The organism is Marinobacter confluentis (genome assembly GCF_004785685.1).
In the GTDB taxonomy this organism is placed as follows: Bacteria; Pseudomonadota; Gammaproteobacteria; order Pseudomonadales; family Oleiphilaceae; genus Marinobacter; species Marinobacter confluentis.
The window spans coordinates 994,026-1,014,995 of sequence record NZ_SRPF01000002.1 but is presented as its reverse complement, the minus strand read 5'-3'; the positions used below and the strand labels follow the sequence as shown (position 1 = coordinate 1,014,995).

At 57.3% G+C, this 20,970-nt stretch carries 23 protein-coding genes and 1 other RNA gene; 6 read left to right on the top strand and 18 right to left on the bottom strand.

Features of this window, described 5'->3' with window-relative positions:
- Nucleotides 1–14: 14 nt before the first annotated feature.
- The 8 genes from fis to E5Q11_RS10265 form a co-directional block, all read right to left on the bottom strand.
- Nucleotides 15–332 (bottom strand): DNA-binding transcriptional regulator Fis, encoded by a 318-nt coding sequence (gene fis / locus E5Q11_RS10300; protein WP_135803294.1) that lies wholly within the window; start codon nt 330–332, stop codon nt 15–17.
- On the bottom strand, nt 329–1,327 hold the full coding sequence (dusB, locus tag E5Q11_RS10295; protein ID WP_135803293.1) for a tRNA dihydrouridine synthase DusB: 999 nt from the start codon (nt 1,325–1,327) through the stop codon (nt 329–331). Before dusB ends, fis begins: the two co-directional genes overlap by 4 nt.
- Nucleotides 1,328–1,557: 230 nt before the next feature.
- Nucleotides 1,558–2,790, bottom strand: coding sequence for a DUF3426 domain-containing protein (locus E5Q11_RS10290; RefSeq protein ID WP_135803292.1), 1,233 nt, complete (start codon nt 2,788–2,790; stop codon nt 1,558–1,560).
- A 62-nt stretch (nt 2,791–2,852) separates the two neighbouring features.
- Complete coding sequence (prmA, locus tag E5Q11_RS10285; RefSeq protein ID WP_135803291.1) at nt 2,853–3,749, bottom strand: 50S ribosomal protein L11 methyltransferase; 897 nt, start codon at nt 3,747–3,749, stop codon at nt 2,853–2,855.
- A 2-nt stretch (nt 3,750–3,751) separates the two neighbouring features.
- Nucleotides 3,752–5,098 carry an acetyl-CoA carboxylase biotin carboxylase subunit gene (gene accC, locus E5Q11_RS10280; RefSeq protein ID WP_135803290.1) on the bottom strand — a complete coding sequence of 449 codons (1,347 nt, stop codon included), beginning with the start codon at nt 5,096–5,098 and terminating at the stop codon, nt 3,752–3,754.
- Between the two features lie 16 nt (nt 5,099–5,114).
- Nucleotides 5,115–5,576, bottom strand: a complete 462-nt coding sequence (gene accB, locus E5Q11_RS10275) for an acetyl-CoA carboxylase biotin carboxyl carrier protein (RefSeq protein ID WP_135803289.1) — start codon at nt 5,574–5,576, stop codon at nt 5,115–5,117.
- 25 nt (nt 5,577–5,601) lie between these two features.
- Nucleotides 5,602–6,042, bottom strand: coding sequence for a type II 3-dehydroquinate dehydratase (gene aroQ, locus E5Q11_RS10270; RefSeq protein WP_135803288.1), 441 nt, complete (start codon nt 6,040–6,042; stop codon nt 5,602–5,604).
- 222 nt (nt 6,043–6,264) lie between these two features.
- Nucleotides 6,265–7,881, bottom strand: a complete 1,617-nt coding sequence (locus tag E5Q11_RS10265) for a diguanylate cyclase (RefSeq protein ID WP_135803287.1) — start codon at nt 7,879–7,881, stop codon at nt 6,265–6,267.
- A gap of 321 nt (nt 7,882–8,202) precedes the next feature.
- Between E5Q11_RS10265 and E5Q11_RS10260 the strand changes: the two genes are divergently transcribed.
- Nucleotides 8,203–9,252 (top strand): DUF2333 family protein, encoded by a 1,050-nt coding sequence (locus E5Q11_RS10260; protein WP_135803286.1) that lies wholly within the window; start codon nt 8,203–8,205, stop codon nt 9,250–9,252.
- A gap of 69 nt (nt 9,253–9,321) precedes the next feature.
- On the opposite strand, the gene ppa is transcribed toward E5Q11_RS10260, so the two are convergent.
- The 3 genes from ppa to rpiA all read right to left on the bottom strand — a co-directional run bounded on the left by ppa (nt 9,322) and on the right by rpiA (nt 12,035).
- Nucleotides 9,322–9,849, bottom strand: a complete 528-nt coding sequence (ppa, locus tag E5Q11_RS10255; protein WP_135803285.1) for an inorganic diphosphatase — start codon at nt 9,847–9,849, stop codon at nt 9,322–9,324.
- Between the two features lie 106 nt (nt 9,850–9,955).
- A complete protein-coding gene (locus E5Q11_RS10250) occupies nt 9,956–11,095 on the bottom strand; it encodes an acyl-CoA dehydrogenase family protein (protein ID WP_135803284.1) in 1,140 nt (379 codons plus the stop codon).
- Between the two features lie 259 nt (nt 11,096–11,354).
- Nucleotides 11,355–12,035, bottom strand: coding sequence for a ribose-5-phosphate isomerase RpiA (gene rpiA, locus E5Q11_RS10245; RefSeq protein WP_135803404.1), 681 nt, complete (start codon nt 12,033–12,035; stop codon nt 11,355–11,357).
- Nucleotides 12,036–12,191: 156 nt separating this feature from the next.
- Between rpiA and ilvA the strand changes: the two genes are divergently transcribed.
- Entirely contained in the window at nt 12,192–13,736 is a 1,545-nt protein-coding gene (gene ilvA, locus E5Q11_RS10240; protein WP_135803283.1) for a threonine ammonia-lyase, biosynthetic, read from the top strand.
- Between the two features lie 134 nt (nt 13,737–13,870).
- Nucleotides 13,871–14,038, top strand: a complete 168-nt coding sequence (locus tag E5Q11_RS17790; protein ID WP_168215618.1) for a hypothetical protein — start codon at nt 13,871–13,873, stop codon at nt 14,036–14,038.
- A 12-nt stretch (nt 14,039–14,050) separates the two neighbouring features.
- On the opposite strand, the gene E5Q11_RS10235 is transcribed toward E5Q11_RS17790, so the two are convergent.
- From E5Q11_RS10235 to E5Q11_RS10210, 6 genes are all read right to left on the bottom strand, one after another.
- A complete protein-coding gene (locus E5Q11_RS10235; RefSeq protein WP_225314897.1) occupies nt 14,051–14,656 on the bottom strand; it encodes a 5-formyltetrahydrofolate cyclo-ligase in 606 nt (201 codons plus the stop codon).
- Between the two features lie 3 nt (nt 14,657–14,659).
- Nucleotides 14,660–14,839, bottom strand: a non-coding RNA gene (gene ssrS / locus E5Q11_RS10230) — 6S RNA.
- A 71-nt stretch (nt 14,840–14,910) separates the two neighbouring features.
- A complete protein-coding gene (locus E5Q11_RS10225; protein WP_135803281.1) occupies nt 14,911–15,207 on the bottom strand; it encodes a cell division protein ZapA in 297 nt (98 codons plus the stop codon).
- Nucleotides 15,207–15,413 carry a TIGR02449 family protein gene (locus E5Q11_RS10220; RefSeq protein WP_135803280.1) on the bottom strand — a complete coding sequence of 69 codons (207 nt, stop codon included), beginning with the start codon at nt 15,411–15,413 and terminating at the stop codon, nt 15,207–15,209. The genes E5Q11_RS10225 and E5Q11_RS10220 overlap by 1 nt, the downstream gene beginning before the upstream one ends.
- A gap of 227 nt (nt 15,414–15,640) precedes the next feature.
- A complete protein-coding gene (locus E5Q11_RS10215) occupies nt 15,641–16,915 on the bottom strand; it encodes an ABC transporter permease (protein WP_135803279.1) in 1,275 nt (424 codons plus the stop codon).
- Complete coding sequence (locus tag E5Q11_RS10210) at nt 16,912–17,634, bottom strand: ABC transporter ATP-binding protein (protein ID WP_135803278.1); 723 nt, start codon at nt 17,632–17,634, stop codon at nt 16,912–16,914. Before E5Q11_RS10210 ends, E5Q11_RS10215 begins: the two co-directional genes overlap by 4 nt.
- Before the next feature lie 98 nt (nt 17,635–17,732).
- On the opposite strand from E5Q11_RS10210, the gene E5Q11_RS10205 reads away from it, so the two are divergent.
- On the top strand, nt 17,733–18,239 hold the full coding sequence (locus tag E5Q11_RS10205; RefSeq protein WP_135803277.1) for a DUF3299 domain-containing protein: 507 nt from the start codon (nt 17,733–17,735) through the stop codon (nt 18,237–18,239).
- Nucleotides 18,240–18,258: 19 nt separating this feature from the next.
- On the opposite strand, the gene E5Q11_RS10200 is transcribed toward E5Q11_RS10205, so the two are convergent.
- A complete protein-coding gene (locus E5Q11_RS10200; protein WP_135803276.1) occupies nt 18,259–18,882 on the bottom strand; it encodes a ZrgA family zinc uptake protein in 624 nt (207 codons plus the stop codon).
- A 134-nt stretch (nt 18,883–19,016) separates the two neighbouring features.
- Here E5Q11_RS10200 and E5Q11_RS10195 point away from each other — a divergent pair, with 134 nt between their 5' ends.
- On the top strand, nt 19,017–19,613 hold the full coding sequence (locus E5Q11_RS10195) for a UPF0149 family protein (RefSeq protein WP_135803275.1): 597 nt from the start codon (nt 19,017–19,019) through the stop codon (nt 19,611–19,613).
- 34 nt (nt 19,614–19,647) lie between these two features.
- The gene (gene pepP / locus E5Q11_RS10190; RefSeq protein WP_135803274.1) at nt 19,648–20,967 is read left to right on the top strand and encodes a Xaa-Pro aminopeptidase; all 1,320 of its coding nucleotides are present in this window, start codon (nt 19,648–19,650) and stop codon (nt 20,965–20,967) included.
- The last annotated feature ends 3 nt before the right edge of the window (nt 20,968–20,970 follow it).

Sequence of the window (20,970 nt, the reverse complement as noted above, 5' to 3'; positions counted from 1 at the left end):
ATGGGGTTGCTGGATTATAGCAAATCGTACTGTTTGAGTTTCTTGCGCAGCGTTCCGCGATTCAGCCCCAGCATGGTGGATGCGCGGGTCTGGTTGTTGCGGGTGTACTTCATCACCTGCTCCAGCAGAGGTGCTTCAACTTCAGACAGCACCAGCTGATACACTTCCGTCACCGGGGCGCCGTCGAGTTGGGCAAAATAGTTTTTCAGGGCAACTTCAACGCTGTCGCGCAGTGTAACGGCGTTGCCGCTGTGGTTCACCGTCTGCAACTGATGAACATCATCGTTGGCGGATTGTGTGGTGTTTTCTTTTGCCAAAGTGTCAGCGGTCATGCTGCGAATACCTCTCCATTTCGTAAGCTTGCAAAATATTGTTGGATGCTTTCCTTCTGCTCTAACGGATCATCAATGGCGTTAAAGCGCTTTCGGAACTGTTTGTTTTCGTCGTGGGACTGCAGGTACCAGCCCACATGCTTTCTTGCGATGCGCACGCCCATGGGCATGCCATAGAAACTGTGCAGTTCGTCCAGGTGCTCGCTGAGCACCGTTTCTACCTCATCCAGCGGCGGCTGTGCCAGGTGCCTGCCGGTCTCCAGGAAGTGCAGTATCTCCCGGAAAATCCAGGGTCTGCCCTGGGCGCCGCGGCCGATCAGCAGGCCGTCAGCGCCGGTGTGCCGGAGTACATCCCTGGCCTTCTCGGCACTGGTGATGTCGCCGTTGGCAAACACCGGGACGCTGACCTGTTCTTTCACCGCCGCGATGGTGTCGTATTCCGCTTCACCCTTGTAGGCATCCGCCCGGGTTCTGCCATGAACGGCCAGGGCCTGAATGCCGGCATCTTCCGCCATGCGCGCGATCAGCGGGGCATTGCGGTTATCTCGGTCCCAGCCGGTGCGCATTTTCAGGGTGACCGGGATATCCACGGCGGCCACCACCGCTTCCAGAATCTCCCGTACCAGTTTTTCGTCTTTCATCAACGCGGACCCTGCCGCCTTGTTGCACACCTTCTTGGCGGGGCAGCCCATGTTGATGTCAATAATCTGGGCGCCGGACTCCGCATTCAACCGGGCAGCGTTCGCCAGCATGTCGGGGTCGCCGCCGGCAATCTGCACTGAGCGTGGCTCGGGTTCGCCCTGGTGGTTCAGGCGGGTCTGCGATTTCCGGGTATTCCACATTCTGCTGTCTGCAATCACCATCTCTGACACCGCAAGCCCCGCGCCCATACGCCGACACAGCAGGCGGAAGGGACGATCCGTCACCCCTGCCATGGGGGCGACAATCAGCGAATTAGGCAATGTGTACGGCCCGATGGTTGCCGTTGGCAGCATGATCTCAGTCCGTGTCAGTGCGGATTTGGCGAAACCGAAACGGAACGATTGCTCAATAAATAACCGATTACCGATCCGAAGGGCGCTAATGATACCGCTGCTCCGGATGGTATTGAAGGGGCCAGTGCCTGAAAAAATTGATTATTTTTCGTTCTTTCTGGTTGACTTTTGGCCTGCCCGATGGCCCGGCGGGATCCCGGAACCTGCTCCGAATGGGACAGGTTTCCAGGTCAGGGCGTGTTGGCGCGGAATACGATGTTGTAATTCACGGCGTCTTTGCCGGGATCGCGGATGTTGATCAGAATACGCACCGGGGTGTCTGGTGGCATGGATTCCAGATTCTGCCCATCGCCGGCCAGGTATTCTTCCGGCGTGAAAACACTCTGGGCAACCACATCGTTGTTGAGGTTCGAAAAGGTCAGCGCGATCGCCGGGAACGGCTGTTCAAATGAAGCCCGGTTGATGATCACCGCGTCTACCACCAGCTGGCTGCGGTTTTCGGGGTTGGTTTTTACAATCAGCTTCCGGCTCTGAATGGACTGAACGTCGACCAGGGGCTTGAGTTCGCAGCCGAATATTTCGCAGCCCTGAACATAAAGCGGGCGTAACTGGGGGATGGCTGACAGCCGATCAAACTGGAACCAGACCACCTGCGACACCAGCCCACCAAGCAGGGCAAGAATGACCACAAACCACAGAAACCCCCTCAATCGCCCGCCGCCACCGCCGGAGACCGCAACCGGCTCGCGTCGGAGATCATGGTAGGGCGTCTCTTTGGGGCTTTCGTAGCCATAGACGGAGGGCTCTGGCTCATCAACAAAGAAGCCCTCGTATTCGTCCTCCGCCAGCGCCAGAGGTTTATTCTCCCGGGAGCGCGGGGGCTCATCCGGTTCATCCATCTGCGGGGCGGGCGATGGCTCCGAGCGGAACTCAGGCTCAGATTCACGTTCAGATCCAGGTTGGGTGGTCGGCTCAGGTTCAGGCCTGGGTTCCTGTTCTGGTCGTGCCGCCGGGGTACGCCTGGATTCGTCGTCAGAAAGCATGGCTTCGGCCCAGCTTTCATCGATGGAATCCGACAATTCCTCTTCATCTTCAGAGGGGTATCCGGTGCCCTTGCCCGGTTGATTGATCGAACGGAAGCTGTCACTGAGCTCGTCATCAGAAAAGGTCAGGCGCGTGCCCGTATAGTTGCTTTCGGCAGCATCTTCTTCCGGGTTGTCGGCGAATAACAGGTCGTCTTCGGTACTTGTTGGTTCATCGGGGGGTGCCCCCGAGGTTGAAGAGGGCTGCGATTTGTCAGGTGAAGGCGGGGCAGACTCGTCAATCTTGTGCTCAATGGCATTGAACACGGACATGCAGTTGCCGCACCGGACCTTGCCACCGGCTACGCTCAGCTGGGCATCCGTCACCCGGAAACGGGTGTCGCATTTTGGGCAGTGTGTCTGCAAGCTGCTCTGGGGCATGCCGGGGTCCTGTCAGCAAAGTCGCTATAAGTGAGGCAGTTTAGTCGGTTATGTGAGGTTCGTCATCCGTCAGTGCGTCGTCCTGTGAGCCTGACCCACTCTTCGCGCTGCTCGGGTTCGTCCATGGTGAACCAGGGCTCATAAGCCGCCATCACGTCTCTGGCCTGATTCGACAGAATGCCGGAAAGCACCAAGTGGCCGCCGGGCTTCACTTTGCCGGCCAGATGGCCGGCCAGGCCTATTAATGGTTGCGCCAGGATGTTGGCAAGCATCACATCTGCTTTAATAGCGGGTTCATCCTCCGGCAGATACAGGTCCAGCCGGGTTTCCTCGATCGCGTTACGGCGTGCATTTTCGCGACTGGCTTCAAGCGCCTGGGGGTCGGTATCCACGCCGGTTACATGGTCGGCTCCCAGCAGCAGAGCTGCCAGGCCGAGGATGCCGGACCCGCAGCCATAGTCGATGACTTCCTGCCCGCTGACGTCCTGGCCATCCAGCCATTCAAGGCACAAGGCTGTGGTTGGGTGGGTGCCTGTCCCGAATGCAAGGCCCGGATCCAGAGCCAGGTTGGCGGCGTCCGGGTCAGGGGCGGTATGCCAGCTGGGAACAATCCACAGGCGGCTGCCGAACTGCAGCGGCTTGAAGTCGTCCATCCACTCTCGCTCCCAGTCCTTGTCTTCCACCAGCGTGACTTCGATCTCGGGAAGGGATTGCTGGGTTTGCTGGTGCCAGGCATCTTTTACCTCGGCGCACAGCTGGTCGATGTCCCGCTGGGAATCAAACAGGCCGGTTACGCTGGTCTGGTGCCAGAGCGGGGTGGTTCCGGGGTCCGGTTCATAGAGAGGCTGGTCGGCGGCGTCTTCCATGGAAACGGCTTCCGCACCCATTTCCATAAGCAGATCCTCCAGCTGATCGGCATTATCCGGATCAGCGGGGATCTGGAGTTGTATCCAGGGCATGCTTAGTCCCGTATCAGTTTTTCCAGGTAGTGTATGGTGAAGTCTACCTGTTTAAAGCCGCCATCGCGCACCAGTTTACGGTGCAGGGACTGATTGGTCTTGATGCCCTCGACCAGCAGCTCGTCCAGCGCGTTCTTCATACGGCGCCGGGCAATCTCTCGGTCGTCACCCCAGGTGATCAGCTTGGCCACCATGGAATCATAGTAGGGTGGGACTGTGTACCCGCTGTATAGATGCGAGTCCACGCGAACACCGTTGCCGCCAGGCGCGTGGAAATGTTTCACCTTGCCGGGGCTGGGCACGAAGGTGACCGGGTCCTCGGCGTTTATGCGGCACTCCATGGCGTGGCCGGAGATCTTGATTTCGTCCTGGGTGTACTGCAGCGGCAGACCGCTGGCAATGCGAAGCTGCTCGCGGACGATATCAACGCCAGTGACCATTTCGGATACCGGATGTTCCACCTGAACCCGGGTGTTCATTTCGATAAAGTAGAAAGCGCCGTCCTGGTACAGAAATTCAAAGGTACCGGCACCGACATATCCGATTGCCTTGCAGGCATCGACACAGGCCTTGAGCGTTTTTGCCCGCGCTTCCGGATCAATGTTGGGGGCCGGCGCCTCCTCAATGACCTTCTGGTGCCGTCTCTGCATGGAGCAGTCGCGGTCGCCAAGGTGGATAACGTTGCCGTGAGTATCGGCCAGCACCTGAACTTCAACGTGACGTGGACGTTCCAGGTATTTCTCAAGGTAAACCGTGGCATCGCCAAAGGTGTTACTGGCTTCGCTCTGGGTGATCTGGATACTCTTCAGCAGGGAGGCTTCAGAGTGAACCACCTGCATGCCGCGACCACCGCCACCAGAGGCAGCCTTGATGATCACCGGATAGCCAATGCGCCGGGCAATCTGCAGGGTACGCTCATCGTCATCGGTGATCGGGCCATCGGAACCGGGCACGGTAGGAACGCCGGCCTTGATCATCGAGTTGATGGCGGAGACCTTGTTGCCCATCAGGCGAATGGTTTCAGCCCTGGGGCCGATGAACCGGAATCCGCTTTTCTCGACCTGCTCGGCAAAATCCGCGTTTTCCGCCAGGAAGCCATAGCCGGGATGTATACCAACCGAGTCAGTCACTTCTGCTGCGCTGATAATGGTCGGAATGTTGAGGTAGCTCTGCGTGGCGTTGTTCGGGCCAATACACACCGATTCATCTGCCAGGCGCACGTGCATTAGATCACGGTCTACCTGAGAGTGAACGGCAACGGTCTTGATGCCCAGCTCTTTGCAGGCGCGCAGGATTCGCAGTGCAATTTCACCGCGGTTTGCGATCAGAACTTTTTCTAGCATAGCCATGAGAGAGTCACCGGGTTCAGGAAATGATGATCAGCGGCTGATCGAATTCGACCGGCTGCCCGTTTTCCACGAGAATCTCCGCTATGGTGCCGCTCTTGTCGGCTTCGATCTGGTTCATCATCTTCATCGCTTCCACGATGCACACCACGTCGCCGGCTTTCACCGACTGGCCAACTTCAACAAAGGCCTTGGAGGTGGGTGATGGTGAGCGATAGAAGGTGCCCACCATGGGCGACTTGAGCGAGTGACCTTCAGGCTCCGCGCTTTTCGCCGGTTCAGCCGAGCCGCCGCCGGATGAGGGCGCGGAAGGCTCCTGCTGGTATGAGGGGGCTGGGTAGTGTGCCATGTACTGGGGCGCCGGGGCCTGTTCGCGACGACGTGAGATGCGAACGGAGTCGTCCGCTTCGTGAATCTCCAGTTCTTCGACGTCGGATTCTTCCAGCAGCTCGATCAGCTTCTTTATTTTGCGAATATCCATAGTCAGTCCAGTCCGTTTGTCAGATCTAGCGATGAATTCGTTGCAGGGCGGCCGTCAGGGCCAGATCGTACCCAAGGCTGCCCAGCCCGCAGATAACGCCGTCGGCGATATCAGAAAAATAGGAGTGATGGCGGAACGCTTCCCGCGCATGCACGTTTGAAAGATGCACTTCAATAAACGGAATGCCGGATGCGAGGATTGCATCTCTCAGGGCAACACTGGTGTGCGTGAAAGCGGCGGGGTTGAAAAGAATGAAATCCACCCCCTCGGCACGCGCATCGTGTATCCGTTCGATCAGTTCATATTCAGCGTTTGACTGTAAATGTAGCAGGTGATGGCCAGCTTCGGCGGCCTGATTGTGCAGGCGGTCGTTAATGTCAGTCAGAGTCTCGTGGCCGTACACCTCTGGCTCGCGGATTCCGAGCATGTTCAGGTTGGGGCCGTGGAGTACCAATATCGTCGACATTTGTGTCTTTACCTTGCTGACTTTCCTACAGGATCGCCGAATATAATGACATTTTCCAGCAAATGGACTGATTTTACCTGTTTAAAATTAGCTGGCCGGATTTACGGACCGATCATGTCCATTGTCTGACGGTTATTGTCGTGAAGGGGGGCGGTGACTTCTATAAGACGTTGGTTTCATAAACCGGCCCGGTGAAAATCCGGGCCGGAACGCGTGCTGGCGTCAGTCGGTAAAGGCTGCAACGCAATTTCGACCCTGTTCCTTGGCCCGGTAGAGCGCTTTGTCGGCCCGCTCACACAGGGACTGGGAAGTTTCACCGGGTCTCAGTGTGGCGACACCACAGCTGAAGGTGACGTTGAACTCACGGTCCCCGGCGGGCTGAAGGAGTTCCGCAAAACGCTCGCGGATTTCATTGAGTACGTTGCGGGCATCGCTTTCCCTTGTTTCCGGCAGAATGATGGCAAATTCCTCCCCGCCGTAGCGGCCGATGTGGTCGGATTTACGCAATCGCTGCTTCAGGAACATCGACAGACTGCGCAACACCCGGTCACCGATGGGGTGGCCGAAGGTGTCGTTCACCTTCTTGAAGTAGTCGATATCAATCATCGCGAAGCACAGGGAGTGGTCTTTCTGCGCGGCACGTACAATTTCCTGATCCAGCAGATAGAGGGTATGAGTGTGGTTGTACAGGCCGGTCAGGCTGTCGCGAATCATCAGCGCCAGCAGTGACCGGGCCCGGCGTCCCCGGTTGTGAATGGTGGATATCAGGTGTTTGGGGTCAATCGGCTTGGTCAGGAAGTCGTCGCCTCCCAGGCTCATGGCATGGAGCTGCTTGCTGACATCATCCTCTGCTGACAGGTAGATAATGGGCACGCTATGGAAACGGTCCTGTTGGCGGATCACCCGGGCGATCTCCATACCGGTGCAGCCGGGCATATACATGTCCAGGATAATGATTTCCGGCAGGAAGGATTCCAGGGCGGTAATGATCTGCATCGGGTCGGTGATGATGTGGCCGTTCATGCCGGCTTTTTTCAGCACCGTTTCCATGTATTTGGCCTGGGCGCGGGAATCGTCCAGCACCAATACCTTATAGGGCTCGACGGTATTGCCGTGGGTATAGGTCTCAATTTTCTCGATCAGCTGGCCGGGGTCTACGGCGGGGTAGAAAAACTCCTCGCCGCCGCAGCGGGATGCCCGCAGCCGCGTTTCGATGGTGCCGTCCTCATCGCTCATGAAAATGATCGGGATGGGGGTATCGTGACGTTCCTGAAGCTTTTCGATGGTGGCAAGCCCGTCAAGCGCCGCGGCACCGAAATTTACGTCCATCAGGATGGTTTCGGGTTTGTGCAGGCCGCAGGCTTCAATCAGATCGTCTTCATTGTGGAACGCGGAGGCGCGAAAGCCGAAGAATTCAAGCTGACGGATCAGGCGATGAGCCATCTCATGGTTGGCCAGCGCAATGTAAACCGGTGTGCGCCTGAACTGTTGTGGCGCCTCGGTGGCCTGCTGGTCGGTGCGGCGTAGGGTGCTTCGGGAAAGCTGTTCGATGGCTTCTTCAAGAGCGCTCTCCAGGCCAGCTGGCAGGCCCTCGCCCTGGGGCCAGTCGGCCATCAGTTCGAACACCCGTTGGCCGGCGTCACTGTGGCCTGCCATTTCGAAGCGCTGGGCGTAGCGTACAAGCTTGTCCGCAGCCCGGGAAAAATCGTCGCGAAACACCGCCGCCTGGGCCGGGTTTTCATGAATCTTCTGCCATGTATCCAGAACCACCCGAGCCTGGGTGGTCACTCGTCGGGCAAAGTGCTGCCTGAGTTTGTCCTTCTGGCTTTCGTCGTTCATTGTGCTCCGGCCTGCTTTTTTTAGTTTTTTGGGCCGTCCGGCTCCGTTCCGGACAACCAGCTTTCACATTAGTCGTTTTGGTGAGTTTATAGTGTTTAGTGTTGTGGGCGTAGGTGACGCTGTGTAAATCTTTGTCAACAATCACAAGACCCTAGCAGGCTATTCCGCCCGCAGCTCCGTACCCAAAGAATGTAAGGATCTAGAGTACCCAGAAGGGTGCCCTCGAGAGTGCCCTTGAAACCTCGCTTCAAATTGCATCTGCCTAGGCATTGCTGCATGGTTACCCTAGTGAGAATTTCACCATAGGAGAAGAAACAACTGATGGCTGGAAAAATCAGACAATATTTCAAGGATCGCAAGGATGACGCCCAGGATTTCGGTGGCGGCGGCGTGGTTGGCAAGTTTGTGCTGGCGCTTGTTGTCGTCTACCTGCTGGTAGCTCTGGTGCTGGGCATGTTCTGGAGCAGCGATCCGGACGTTTACTCGGTTCGAGACCACGTTCGTGCCCAGGCCAACGAGATGCAGCGTGAGCCCGTTACCGGGTTTGCCACCACGGTCACGATGATTCGTCTGGCAGAAACGCTGCTGAACAAGCCGGGCGGTTACATCTCCAATGACCTTTTCCCTCCCGGAGTCTGGCTGGACAATATGCCTAACTGGGAATATGGCGTGCTGGTGCAGCTGCGGGACTTCTCCAGGTCCATGCGTCAGGATATCAGCCGTTCCCAGAGCCAGTCTGCGGAAGATCCGGATTTGACCATTGCAGAGCCGCAGTTCCACTTCGACAGTGGCAGTTGGGCGATTCCCTCAACCGAGGCTGAATATCGTCGGGGGATAAGAGCGCTGGAAAGTTATCTTGACCGGCTGTCCAACCCTGATCAGCCAAAGGCTCAGTTTTTCGCCCGTGCTGACAATCTGGCGAGCTGGCTGACGAATCTGGAATCAAGGCTTGGCAGTCTGTCACGGACCCTGGGGGAAAGTGTTGGCAAAGCTTCGGTGTCAGACGCGGTCGCAAACATCAATCCCAACGATCCGCTGATGGAAGAGGCTCTGGGTGAGGAGGTAAAGACGCCCTGGACCGAAATCGATGACGTGTTTTACGAGGCCCGGGGCGGCTCCTGGGCTTTGCTGCACCTGTTCAAGGCCATTGAAGTCGATTTTCGTGATGTGCTGCAGGACAAGAATGCCATGTCCAGCATCAAGCAGGTGATCATTGAGCTCGAAGGGGCTCAGGGTGAAATGTGGAGTCCGGTGATTCTGAATGGCAGCGGCTTTGGCGTTCTGGCCAACCACTCCCTGACCATGGCGGCCTACCTTTCACGGGCCAGTGCCGCAATCAGTGATATGCGGGATCTTCTCTCGAGAGGATAGGAGCTTCCTGAACAAAAAAACCGGGCCAGTAAACTGGTCCGGTTTTTTTACGCCTGAGGTTTGTGCCAATCAGCCTTTATAGGCTTTAACAGACTCCTCAATCGCCTTCTTGGCTTCGGCCGCATTGGCCCAACCCTGAACCTTGACCCACTTGCCGGGCTCAAGGGTCTTGTAGTTTTCGAAGAAGTGCTGGATCTGGTCGCGCAGCAGTTGCGGCAGATCGCCTATGTCCTTGACGTCGCTATAGGCATTGGTGAGCTTGTCATGGGGAACCGCGACCAGTTTGGCATCGCCACCGGCTTCGTCTTCCATGTTCAGTACGCCCACCGGGCGGCAGCGAATAACCGAACCGGCCTGAACCGCATAAGGGGTGACCACGAGTACGTCAATCGGGTCGCCGTCATCGGCCAGGGTGTGGGGAATAAAGCCATAGTTGGCCGGATAGAACATGGGGGTCGCCATGAAACGGTCAACCAGCAGGGCGCCCATATCCTTGTCCAGCTCGTATTTTACCGGTGAGCTGTTGGCGGGGATTTCGATGGCGACATAGATGTCTTCGGGCGGATTCTTGCCAGCCGGAATGTGATCAAAGTTCATGAGTGATCCTTTATGCTGTTCGTGTGTGAATGCGTTTATAGCGCTTAAAAAGTGGGCGCAATTATACGGCACAAACCTGCGGATCGAAACTAGAGCTTGGTAACCGTCAGATCCGTAGCTGTTTGGCGATCAGTTCTTTCATGATCTCGTCAGTGCCACCGCCAATCGACAGAATCTTCCCGTCTCGATAAAGCCGCTCCACTACCGATTCACGCATATACCCCATACCACCATGAATCTGCACCGCCTCACGGGTGACTTTTTCACAAACCTCTACCGCAAAATTCTTCGCCATAGCAACTTGTTTGATCGGGTTCTTACCAGCCTGCATCAGTGCCGCGCAGCGGTAGGTGTATTCCCGGGCTACGTCCACTTGCGTGGCCATGTCTACCAGCTTGTGGCGTGTGACCTGGAAGCCGCTGATGGTGCGACCGAAGGCTTCACGCTGCTGGGCCCAGTGTGTGGCCGCTTCGAGTGCGATCTCGGCGGTCATGTAGGCCATGATGGCCAGGCTGAGGCGCTCGAACAGAAAGTTGCTCATGATCGCAATAAAACCGGCATTCTCGGCGCCGATCAGCCGGTTTGCAGGTACCCGGCAGTCTTCAAAGAACAGCTCGGCGGTATCGCTGGCCCACCAGCCCATTTTCTTCAGTTTTTTACCGTTGGAGAAACCGGGCATATCCCGATCAATCAACAGCAGGCTGACGCCACCGTGGCCTTCGCCGCCGGTGCGCACGGCCACCGTAAAATGGTCCGCTCGCATGCCACTGGTGATAAAGGTCTTGCTGCCGTTTACAATGTAATGGTCGCCGTTTTTAACGGCGCGGGTTTTCAGACTGGCCACATCTGAACCGCCACCCGGCTCGGTCACCGCCAGCGCCGCAATTTTCTCGCCCCGCAGAACCGGCGGCACAATCGCCTCTTTCACCTCAGGCCTCGCCCACTTCGCCACCGGCGGCAACCCGATATCCAACGACCCGAGGCCCGCCACCAATCCACCGGAAGTGGACCGCATCAGCTCCTCGGACACCGCCACTTTCATGAAAATATCATCTTCCCCGACACCGCCCAGACTCTCCGGAAAGCCCACGCCGAGTATCCCAGCCTCGCCTGCTTTCAGGTATAGGTCCCGCGGAAACTCTCCGGCTTCTTCCCACTCGTCGATGTAGGGGAGTACATGGGTGGCGATAAATTTGCGGGCGCTTTGACGCACCTGCTCATGGGTATCGTTGAAATAATCGGACACGGAAAGTCTCTCCCGGTGATAAGAGGGCGATCAAAATCATCGGAAGCAGTCTCACTTAATTTTCAGAACCAAGCAAGCGCTTGGTATTTTCAGGCCCGATATGATTCCGGGCTGCGGAGGGGTGGGTTCATCAGGGGATGTCAAAAACATGGATGTTTTTGTCAAGCGTACATGGATGGATTCACAGCGTGCCCCTGATGAACCCACCCCTTCGTGGCCTGCACCCAAGTCAGCAGGCCAGAGGCAGGCAACCAGTGGGTCAGACTCCCTTGCGCGGAATACTCTGAACGCCCTCAGAAGTGCCAAGCAGCAACAGATCAGCCGGCCGCCGGGCAAACAACCCATTGGTTACAATGCCCACGATATTGTTCAGCTTCTCCTCCATCTGAATCGGCCGCGAAATATCCAGATTGTAGATATCCAGAATCACATTGCCGTTGTCAGTGGTAAAACCCTCACGATAAACCGGATCGCCCCCGAGCTTCACGATTTCGCGGCCAACGTGGCTGCGAGCCATCGGCAGCACTTCAACCGGCAGAGGAAAGGCCCCAAGGATATCCACCTTTTTGGACTCATCGGCGATACAGATAAACGTCTTGGAAACCTCCGCGACAATTTTCTCGCGGGTTAGCGCGCCACCGCCGCCCTTGATCAGCTCCAGCCTCTCGTTGGCCTCATCAGCGCCGTCTACATAGAACTCCAGCGGCGCGGCACTGTTCAGGTCATACACCGGAATGCCGTGGCTCTTGAGGCGCTCCGCCGTGGCATCTGAGCTGGCAACGGCGCCATCGAAATCATTGCGTATCGTGGCCAGCAGATCGATAAAGCAGTTGGCCGTACTACCGGTGCCCACGCCAATGATGCTGTCCTGGTCCAGATGCGGCTTGATGTAGTCCAGCGCGGCCTGGGCAACGGCCTGTTTCAGTTCGTCCTGATTCATCATGAGCTCCGGTATTTACGGGAAATGGGGAAACGCCCGCTGATTATAGCCGTTCAGGGGGTCTGCCTTATAGACGGCACCCGTCCAAAGTTTCTACACTGTGCGTTTTTCCGACGAATCTCCGACTCTTGCCAACCGAAAAATGTGGAACGCGCCATGCCGCAACGTTATATCAAGAAAATCCTCGATGCCCGTGTCTATGACGTGGCCATCGAGACGCCGCTGACTGAGGCCCGCAGCCTGTCCAAGCGCTTTGGCAATAACATTCTGCTCAAACGTGAAGACCTCCAGCCGGTGTTTTCTTTCAAGATTCGTGGCGCCTACAACCGCATTGCCCATCTGTCAGAAGAACAGAAAGCCAAAGGCGTGATCTGTGCGTCTGCCGGTAATCATGCCCAGGGTGTTGCGCTGGGCGCCAAGCATCTGGGTATCAAGGCAGTGATCGTGATGCCCCAGACCACGCCGGAGATCAAGGTACGCGCAGTGCGGGATCACGGTGCCAGAGTCGTGCTCAAGGGCGATGCGTTTGACGAAGCCGCCACCCACGCCCAGGAACTGATCAAGAAGCACGGTTACACCTATATCCCGCCCTACGATGACCCGGACGTGATCGCCGGGCAGGGCACCGTGGCCATGGAACTGATGTGGCAGTTCTCCAAGCCCCTGCATGCCGTGTTTATCTGTGTCGGCGGCGGTGGCCTGATTGCGGGTATGGCGGCCTACATTAAATACCTGCGTCCGGAAGTGAAGGTGATCGGCGTGGAGCCGGATGACTCCAACTGTCTGCAGGCGGCAATGGCCGCCGGTGAGCGCGTCATTCTGCCGGAAGTCGGCATTTTCGCCGACGGCGTGGCGGTAAAACAGATCGGTGCCCATCCATGGGAAATCTGCAAAGACCATGTGGATGAAGTCATCACCGTTTCAACCGATGAAATCTGCGCGGCCATCAAGGATATTTTTGAAGACACCCGCTCCATCGCCGAACCGGCCGGTGCACTGGGCGTGGCCGGGGTAAAGAAATACATCGAGCGGGAAAAGATCGAAGGCGAAAACCTCGCGGTCACTCTCAGTGGCGCCAACATGAATTTTGATCGCCTGCGTTACATTTCCGAGCGTACCGAGATCGGTGAAAAGCGCGAGGCCATTCTGGCGGTGACTATTCCCGAGAAGCCAGGGGCGTTCAAAACATTTATCAACTCCCTGCACAAGCGCAGCATCACCGAGTTCAACTACCGTTATGCCGATGCCACCGAAGCGACAATCTTCGTGGGTATCCAGATCCAGGCCGGCGGTCTGGGCCGGGATGAGTTGGTGCAGGAACTTCGCGAGAGTGGTTATGGCGTGGTCGATCTGACGGACAGCGACCTGGCCAAACAGCATATCCGCCACATGGTGGGTGGTCATGCGCCGACCATCACCAACGAAAAGGTCTTCCAGTTCGAGTTTCCGGAAAGGCCGGGCGCGCTGTTGAAGTTCCTCATGTCCATGGGCACCCGCTGGAATATCTCCATGTTCCATTACCGCAATCACGGTGCCGCCTACAGCCGGGTATTCCTGGGAGCACAGGTTAACGATGAGGAGGTGGCGGACTTTGAGGCCATGCTGGACAAAATCGGTTTCCGCTATGAAAACATGACAGATAATGAGGCTTATCAACTGTTTCTGGGGGCGGGAAACGGCGGTAAACAAATAAAAGAATAAAAATTAAAAAAAATTAATCTGTCAAAAATTGTAAAACGAGAGTTGCGTGATAGTCTTACTCCAGATTGTCGAAACCGGCAATATCCCACTGATTTCGATCATTTTTAGAATCCGGGGCATCGGAGCTCGCTGACATGAATCGCAAGCCTGACATCATTCGCGCTATCGTGCTGATCTTCGCCGTGGGCCTGGTTATTACCGGTTTTACCTCGATGAAAACCCCCGAAAGCGGTTTCTCTGCGGCGGCAAATGCGTTTGTCAGTGAAGCCCCTGCGGCTGATGACCGGCCACGTCCCAACTGATCAAATCCCGGTTCAGGCCCGTTTTGCCTGATATCTTTTCCTGTCCGTGACAATGCTGTGCAAGGGTATATCCCAGCTTTCCGTCGGTAACTCCGAAACTTTCTGACATTCGTGGGCCAGCCCGATCAGCTTGGGTGCCAGCCTTGGCGTGTGCCGGGTAAACGCAAAGGTGCGGTCGTAGAAACCACCGCCCATTCCCAGCCGTTCACCCGCCTCATTAAACCCCACCAATGGAAACAGCACTGCGTCCAGTGCCCAGGGCGGCCGTTTCAGGCCATCGCGGAAAGCCGGTTCAGGGATGCCAAAACGGTTTGGCGCCAACCGGGTTTCATCGGTGAAAGGGCTGAATACAAGTCGCCCGGGATAAACCGGATGGAGCACCGGCAGATAGAACTGAAGGCCGCGTTGCCTTGCCAGACTGACGTAAACCGAAGGGTCTATTTCGCCATCATTGGGCAGGTAGACCGCGACATGTCTTGCCCGGCGTAAATCCGGATGGCCAAGAAGATTGATCGCCAGGTTGTCGGCGGCGTCCTGATGTTCCTGAGGACTCAGGGCATTGCGTTGCTGGCGGAGTTCTTTGCGCAGGGCTGCGCGTGAGGGGATGGTGTTCGACAAAATAAGCTTCCCGGGCTGCCGTTATCGGATGTGGCCCTTGAACCCAAAGTTCAAGGTCGGTGGCCGCTGTGACATATTAGGCTTTCCCCAGAAGGGGACGTGCTCACAATGCCCTAGAGTAGCCACCTGGGTAATACGCATCGGCTCGAGGACGAATCCGACCAGCGAACAGCCCAGGAAGTTGTTTCGATTATACGGGTAGTTCGGGGGTCGAATGCAAGGTCTGTAAAAGCGGACTTTGGTAACCGGTTCTGTCAGCGGCCGGAACCTTCACCCAGGGCGGTGTCGAGTTTTTCATCCATGGCGTTAAGGATGCTGCTGGCGGAATCAGACATGGTGTCCTTTTCCAGCATGTCATGGGTGATGTTCAGTGCAGCCATCACCGCAATGCGCTCGGTGCCGAATACTTTGCCACTGGCGCGGATTTCCCGCATCTTGGTGTCCAGGTGTCGCGCCGCCTGTAAAAGCTGGTCACGCGCTTCGTCGGGGCAGGCCACCAGATAGTCCTTATCCAGTATTTTCACTTCGACGGTTGTCGGCTTTTCTGCCATTAGTGATGCTCCAGGGATCTCAGGCGTCCGATCATGGCTTCGATCTTGTTTTTGGCAAGATCATTCTTGTGCATCAACTGCGCACGCTCGCGGTTCCAGTCGTCCTGAAGTTCCCGCAGCATGGCGTTGTCACGCTCAAGTTTGCCACAGTGTTCGATCAGCCTGTCCAGCTTGTCCGCTAATGCCTGAAGTTCGGACTGTTCCATGAGTCGCTCAACACCTGAATGAAAGAAGTGAACTAACTATAAGTGTGGACCGCAAGTTGGTCAATTTACAGGGATGTCATGGGCCGCCCAGCTCTGTGCATCGGCAAGGGGGCGGGCCTCTCCAGAACACGCTTTGAATACGTCCCTGTACGCTCGGCCTCCGCCATCCATGGCTCCGGACGGTTCTGGAGAGGCCCACCCCCTTGCCTCGATCCGGGCTTTTACGGTTATTCCGGCGTGGCGTGGCTCAGACCCTGTTTGCGGCTGCCCTGCCAGGCTTTGAGGGCGGGAATCAGGCTGACCAGCATGGCGGCGACGGGTACGGCGGCTATTACCAGCCATTCGGTGCTGTTGAGAGGCCGCAGGGTGATCTGTACCCCCCAGGTGTCCAGCAGCCAGGGGCTGAGCCCGGCGATGCCAGCGGCGCCGACGGCAAGGGCGACAGCGCAGGCGATCAGTGCGAGTACGAGGCATTCGATGACGTGGAGCAGGGCGATCAGCAGGGGTGAGGCCCCGGCGGCCCGCAGGATGGCCACTTCCTGTCTGCGTTGCACCTGTAGCGTCAGCAGCACGGCGGCCAGGCCGATCAGGCTGGTGACCACCACAAAGCCGGTAATGCCCAGCAGGGCCTTTTCAAACTGTCCCATAAGCCGCCAAAGCTCGCTCAGGGCTACACCGGGCAGGATGGCGGACAGTGGCTCGCCGGAATACTGGTTAACCTCCCGTTGAACCTGGAAGGTCAGAATCTGCCGGTCAATGCCCACCAGAACAGCCGTGATGGTATCCGGGGTCAGGTCCCGTTGCCGGGCCTGATCGGGGGTGACGGTGCGGCCGGGAATGGCAACGCCGGATTCCCAGCCAATATGGATGGCTTCCAGGCCTTCCAGGCTGACGTAAACTGCCTGATCAATGGGTGTGCCGGTGGGGGCAAGTATGCCGGACACGGTAAACGGCATGTCTTTGTGGTTGGAAAAGCTGGTGCGGCCGCCACCGTGGGACAGGGTGATGTCATCACCCACGGCATGCTGGTGGGCGCGGGCGACTTCGGCGCCCAGGACCACTTCGAACATATCGTCAAACCAGGCGCCGGTGGCCAGTTCGGGTGCCTGATCCTGGCCGTAGCGGAAATGCTCCGGATACTGCTCATTGGTGCCCACCACGCGATGACCCCGGTAGCTGTCACCCAGGGAAATGGGCACCATCCAGCCGATCCGCTCGTCGTCCTGCAAATCCTGGAAGGTTTCCCAGCGGATGTTGTTGGTGGCATCGCCGATGTGGAACACGGTGTACAACAGCAGGTTCAGCTGGCCGCTGCGGGCGCCGACGATCAGGTCGGTGCCAGAGATGGTGCTGGTGAAGGACTGTTTTACTTCGGTGCGCAGGTACTGGATGCCCAGCAGCAGGGTGATACTCAGGGTGAGCGTCAGGGTTACCAGGGCCAGCACGTTGCGCCGGTGCCACAGGCTGGCAAAGGCCAGCGAAAAAGCCAGTCGCAGGTTCATGGGGTTGCCTCCAGGGCCGGCAGTTCCAGCTTCTGGTCAAAACGCCCGGCCAGGCTCTGGTCATGGCTGACAAAGACGACGGAGGACTGCTGTTTTGCCGCCAGTTGAAGCAGCAGTTCGATAAACCGGTCGCGGTTATCTGAATCCAGGGCAGAGGTAGGTTCGTCCGCCAGTATCAGTTCCGGCGCCCCGATCAGTGCCCGAGCCGCTGCGACTCGCTGTTGCTGGCCCACGCTAAGCCCGGTAACGGGTCTGCGCCAGTGACTTTCCGGAATGTTCAGGGCGTCCAGTAGGAAAGTTGCAGCGTCAGTGGGTGAAGGCTTTGATCGGTCGCGACGTTTCTGAGACAGCCGGCAGGGCAGCAGCACGTTATCCAGAGCGTTCAGGTAGGGCACCAGGTTGAACTGCTGGAAGATTACGCCCATGTGATCCGCCCGGAACCGGTCCCGCTGGCCGCCTGTCAGGCTGGCGAGGTCGGTGCCCAGAACATGAACGGAGCCCGACGAAGGGATAATCAGCCCACCAATCAGGCTCATCAGTGTGCTTTTGCCGCTGCCACTGGGTCCCTGCAGGAAAAGGTGCTTGCCGGCCGGCAGTGCAACATCCGGATAGCCCAGCGGTTGGTGATGCCTGTTCCACTGAAAGCTCAGGCCGCTGATTTCAAGGGTCCTTCCGAGCGGACGGGAACCATCTCTGGTGGTGTCTGTCTTGCTGGTCATGTTGAGTGTCTGGTATCCGGTGTATGATTGCCGCAGTGAAAATGAAAGCGATCATCAAAAGACGTCATTGGTTTATGTTGCAGCAAAGAGAGTCCTACATGAGATCTTTCCCATTTGCCCTTCTGGCAGGCCTGTTTCTCGCGCTTTGTCTGCCCGCCTTTGCCAGTGCGGAACAGCCACAGGAGATTGACTGGCTGGAGCTGATGCCGGCGGAGGACCTGTACCTGCTCGAGAATATGCCAGAAGTCGATCACGAGGGCGATGGCCCTGCAGCCTTGCCTGATGAAATCATGACCGGCCGCGTGGTGCCGGAAATGGGCGGTAGATCCGGCCGCATTCCCGGTTTCGTGGTGCCCCTGAAAACCACCGAAGACATGCGCATTCTCGAATTTTTCCTGGTGCCGTACTATGGCGCCTGCATTCACGTGCCACCACCACCGCCGAACCAGATTATTCATGTGAAGTACAAAGAAGGCTTCAAGCTGGAAGCCCTGTATGATCCGGTCTGGATAGAGGGCACGCTGGAAATCGAGAAAACAGAAAACGATGTGGCAAAATCGTCCTACTCGATTGTCGCGAAAGACGTGACCCCCTACGAGGAGTAGCGCGCCTGGCAGCCTGCTCCTAGTTTCCGGGCGAAAAGCTTGTGTCTGGTGATGTAATACGGGCGCTGCCCTGGCCAGACGCGCTGACCCATTCAACGGACAGTTCCTTCAATTCCGGGAAGCGGCTCATCAACGGCGAGTTAAACGCCTGACGGCTGATGTCGCTGTCGCATTCCAGTTGCTGGGCCACCTCATAATCCCGGTGAGTCGACTTGTCATCGTGGTTATCACCGTGACCGTGCTTGTCCTCGTCCTTTTCCTCATGATGATCGCTGTGATGGTGCTCATCGTGATGTTCATGCGTGCCATGAGATTCACTGTCGCCCCCGAGTTCCACGGTCGCGGCCGTTACTTTACAGGCGTTTGACTCGGTATTGATCAGCGCGTTGGTTTGCAGCCACTGACGAATACCGGCGAGCTTTTGTTTTTGCTCGTCGGTTCTTGCCTCGTGTTCAAAGCCGGCCAGATTGTAGGCGGGCGAGGTGAACATCAGGTCGATCCGGTTGTTTTCCACGGCCATCTGTAACCGGGCGCTGCCATGTTCGTGTGCTCCCGGATTGTCTGCGGCAATGACAGGCTGGCCAAAGGCGCAGGCGGCGATCAGCAAAGTCGGAATTCTGTGGATAAAAGTCTGATTGGGCATGGGTCGAGGTCTCGGATTGATATGTTATAACATAATGCCCCGTTTCATCGTCTGGAATCAACAGTGCAAGTGTCTTAAATCGGCCTGAATGCTAGGATAGGCCTTCACTCATCGATACAGGAATGTCCCGTTTCATGTCCGAAACTGACCTTTCCAGCTCACAGGCGGCAGCCTTCGAACAATGGGCCAATGTTTTCACCGCACACCAGGCGTTCAGCCATCCTTCCGAACTTCATGGCGCGCTTTGTGGTCGCCTGGCCGCCGGTGCTCGTATGCAGGAAGGAGACTGGCTGACGATGGTCTGTGAGCATATGGGATTGCCCCCGACCGGCGGGGAAGACTCCGGTGATCTGGGCAACTTCATGGTAAACGCCTATGAGGAAACCCTGGAGCGGCTCAAGTCGGCGGATATGAGTTTCCGGCCACTGCTGCCGGATGACGATTACGCCATCGAGCAGCGTCTTGAAGCATTGATTTCCTGGGTCCGGGGCTTTCTTGAGGGTATGGCCCTGTCCGCCGGCGAGTCTCTGGGGCAGGCGCCGGACGAAATCCGCGAACTGATTGAAGATCTGGTGGCCATCAGCCAGTTGTCCGATGAAGAAGAACAGGACGACGAGAGCGAGCAGCAGCTGATGGAAATTGTTGAATACGTGCGGCTTGGCGCCCTGTCGGTGTTTACCGAGTTCAACCCGCCGGAGAAGCCCAATCAGGCATCGCCAACCCTGCACTGATGCATTCTGATCGAGATAAAACGCGAGAGACACTATGGCTGCAATGATACCCGTGAAGGAATTCAGTGACCGCAGGCGCCGGTTGATGGAGCGCATGACCCCGGACAGTATCGCCATACTGCCGGCGGCGCCGGAGCGCGTGCGCAACCGGGACGTGCTGCACCCCTTCCGCCAGGACAGCGATTTCCATTACCTCACCGGTTTCGGCGAGCCCGAAGCAGTACTGGTGCTGATCCCCGGCCGCGAACACGGTGAATCAGTGCTGTTCTGCCGCGAACGTAACCCGGAAAAAGAGCTTTGGGACGGCTTTCTGGTAGGGCAGGAAGGAGCGATCGAGAACTATGGCCTGGATGACGCTTTTCCGATTTCGGATATCGACGACATTCTGCCGGGCATGATTGAAGGCCGCAGCCGGGTCTATTACCCGCTTGGCAAGGATCACGATTTCGATGCCCGTGTGATGGACTGGGTCAAGCTGATTCGCAGCAAGGTGCGCACCGGTGCCCATCCACCCGGTGAATTTGTCGCCCTGGAACACCTGCTACACGACCTGCGCCTTTACAAGAGCGCGGCGGAAATCAAGGTCATGGCCAAAGCAGGCAAGATCAGCTCCGAAGCCCACAAACGCGCCATGAAACGGGCCCGGCAGGGCGGCTACGAATACAACCTGGAAGCCGAACTGATCCACACCTTCATGGAAAACGGCGCCCGTTCGACCGCCTACCCGTCCATCGTGGGCAGCGGCGCCAACGGCTGCATCCTGCACTACATCGAGAACAGCGCCCCGCTGAAAGAAGGCGACCTGGTGTTGATTGATGCCGGCTGTGAATACGAGTGCTATGCCTCCGACATTACCCGTACTTTTCCGGTGAGCGGCAAGTTCAGCCCGGAACAGAAAGCGCTTTACGAAGTGGTGCTGGCGGCCCAGTACGCGGCCATTGATGCGGTGCACCCGGACAACCACTGGGATCACCCCCACCAGGCCGCTCTGCGGGTACTGACCCAGGGGCTGATTGACCTGGGGCTGTTGAAGGGCACCCTGGAAGACGCCCTGGAACAGCAGGCCTACCGTCCTTTCTTTATGCATCGCACCGGCCATTGGCTGGGCATGGACGTCCACGATGTGGGTGATTACAAGATCGGCGATGCCTGGCGTCAGCTTGAGCCGGGAATGGCGCTGACTGTCGAACCCGGTCTGTATATCGCGCCAGATAATATGGACGTGGATGAAAAGTGGCGTGGCATCGGGATTCGAATCGAAGACGATGTGGTGGTCACCAAAGAAGGCTGCCGGGTATTGACTGACGAGGTCCCGAAAACCATCCCGGACATTGAAGCGTTGATGGCGAGCTGACGA

Excerpts from the sequence above, each read along its gene's own strand:
- fis (WP_135803294.1), bottom strand. The coding sequence starts at position 332 with ATGACCGCTGACACTTTGGCAAAAGAAAACACCACACAATCCGCCAAC.
- dusB (WP_135803293.1), bottom strand. The coding sequence starts at position 1,327 with ATGCTGCCAACGGCAACCATCGGGCCGTACACATTGCCTAATTCGCTG.
- E5Q11_RS10290 (WP_135803292.1), bottom strand. The coding sequence starts at position 2,790 with ATGCCCCAGAGCAGCTTGCAGACACACTGCCCAAAATGCGACACCCGT.
- prmA (WP_135803291.1), bottom strand. The coding sequence starts at position 3,749 with ATGCCCTGGATACAACTCCAGATCCCCGCTGATCCGGATAATGCCGAT.
- accC (WP_135803290.1), bottom strand. The coding sequence starts at position 5,098 with ATGGCTATGCTAGAAAAAGTTCTGATCGCAAACCGCGGTGAAATTGCA.
- accB (WP_135803289.1), bottom strand. The coding sequence starts at position 5,576 with ATGGATATTCGCAAAATAAAGAAGCTGATCGAGCTGCTGGAAGAATCC.
- aroQ (WP_135803288.1), bottom strand. The coding sequence starts at position 6,042 with ATGTCGACGATATTGGTACTCCACGGCCCCAACCTGAACATGCTCGGA.
- E5Q11_RS10265 (WP_135803287.1), bottom strand. The coding sequence starts at position 7,881 with ATGAACGACGAAAGCCAGAAGGACAAACTCAGGCAGCACTTTGCCCGA.
- E5Q11_RS10260 (WP_135803286.1), top strand. The coding sequence starts at position 8,203 with ATGGCTGGAAAAATCAGACAATATTTCAAGGATCGCAAGGATGACGCC.
- ppa (WP_135803285.1), bottom strand. The coding sequence starts at position 9,849 with ATGAACTTTGATCACATTCCGGCTGGCAAGAATCCGCCCGAAGACATC.
- rpiA (WP_135803404.1), bottom strand. The coding sequence starts at position 12,035 with ATGAATCAGGACGAACTGAAACAGGCCGTTGCCCAGGCCGCGCTGGAC.
- ilvA (WP_135803283.1), top strand. The coding sequence starts at position 12,192 with ATGCCGCAACGTTATATCAAGAAAATCCTCGATGCCCGTGTCTATGAC.
- E5Q11_RS17790 (WP_168215618.1), top strand. The coding sequence starts at position 13,871 with ATGAATCGCAAGCCTGACATCATTCGCGCTATCGTGCTGATCTTCGCC.
- E5Q11_RS10225 (WP_135803281.1), bottom strand. The coding sequence starts at position 15,207 with ATGGCAGAAAAGCCGACAACCGTCGAAGTGAAAATACTGGATAAGGAC.
- E5Q11_RS10220 (WP_135803280.1), bottom strand. The coding sequence starts at position 15,413 with ATGGAACAGTCCGAACTTCAGGCATTAGCGGACAAGCTGGACAGGCTG.
- E5Q11_RS10215 (WP_135803279.1), bottom strand. The coding sequence starts at position 16,915 with ATGAACCTGCGACTGGCTTTTTCGCTGGCCTTTGCCAGCCTGTGGCAC.
- E5Q11_RS10210 (WP_135803278.1), bottom strand. The coding sequence starts at position 17,634 with ATGACCAGCAAGACAGACACCACCAGAGATGGTTCCCGTCCGCTCGGA.
- E5Q11_RS10205 (WP_135803277.1), top strand. The coding sequence starts at position 17,733 with ATGAGATCTTTCCCATTTGCCCTTCTGGCAGGCCTGTTTCTCGCGCTT.
- E5Q11_RS10200 (WP_135803276.1), bottom strand. The coding sequence starts at position 18,882 with ATGCCCAATCAGACTTTTATCCACAGAATTCCGACTTTGCTGATCGCC.
- E5Q11_RS10195 (WP_135803275.1), top strand. The coding sequence starts at position 19,017 with ATGTCCGAAACTGACCTTTCCAGCTCACAGGCGGCAGCCTTCGAACAA.
- pepP (WP_135803274.1), top strand. The coding sequence starts at position 19,648 with ATGGCTGCAATGATACCCGTGAAGGAATTCAGTGACCGCAGGCGCCGG.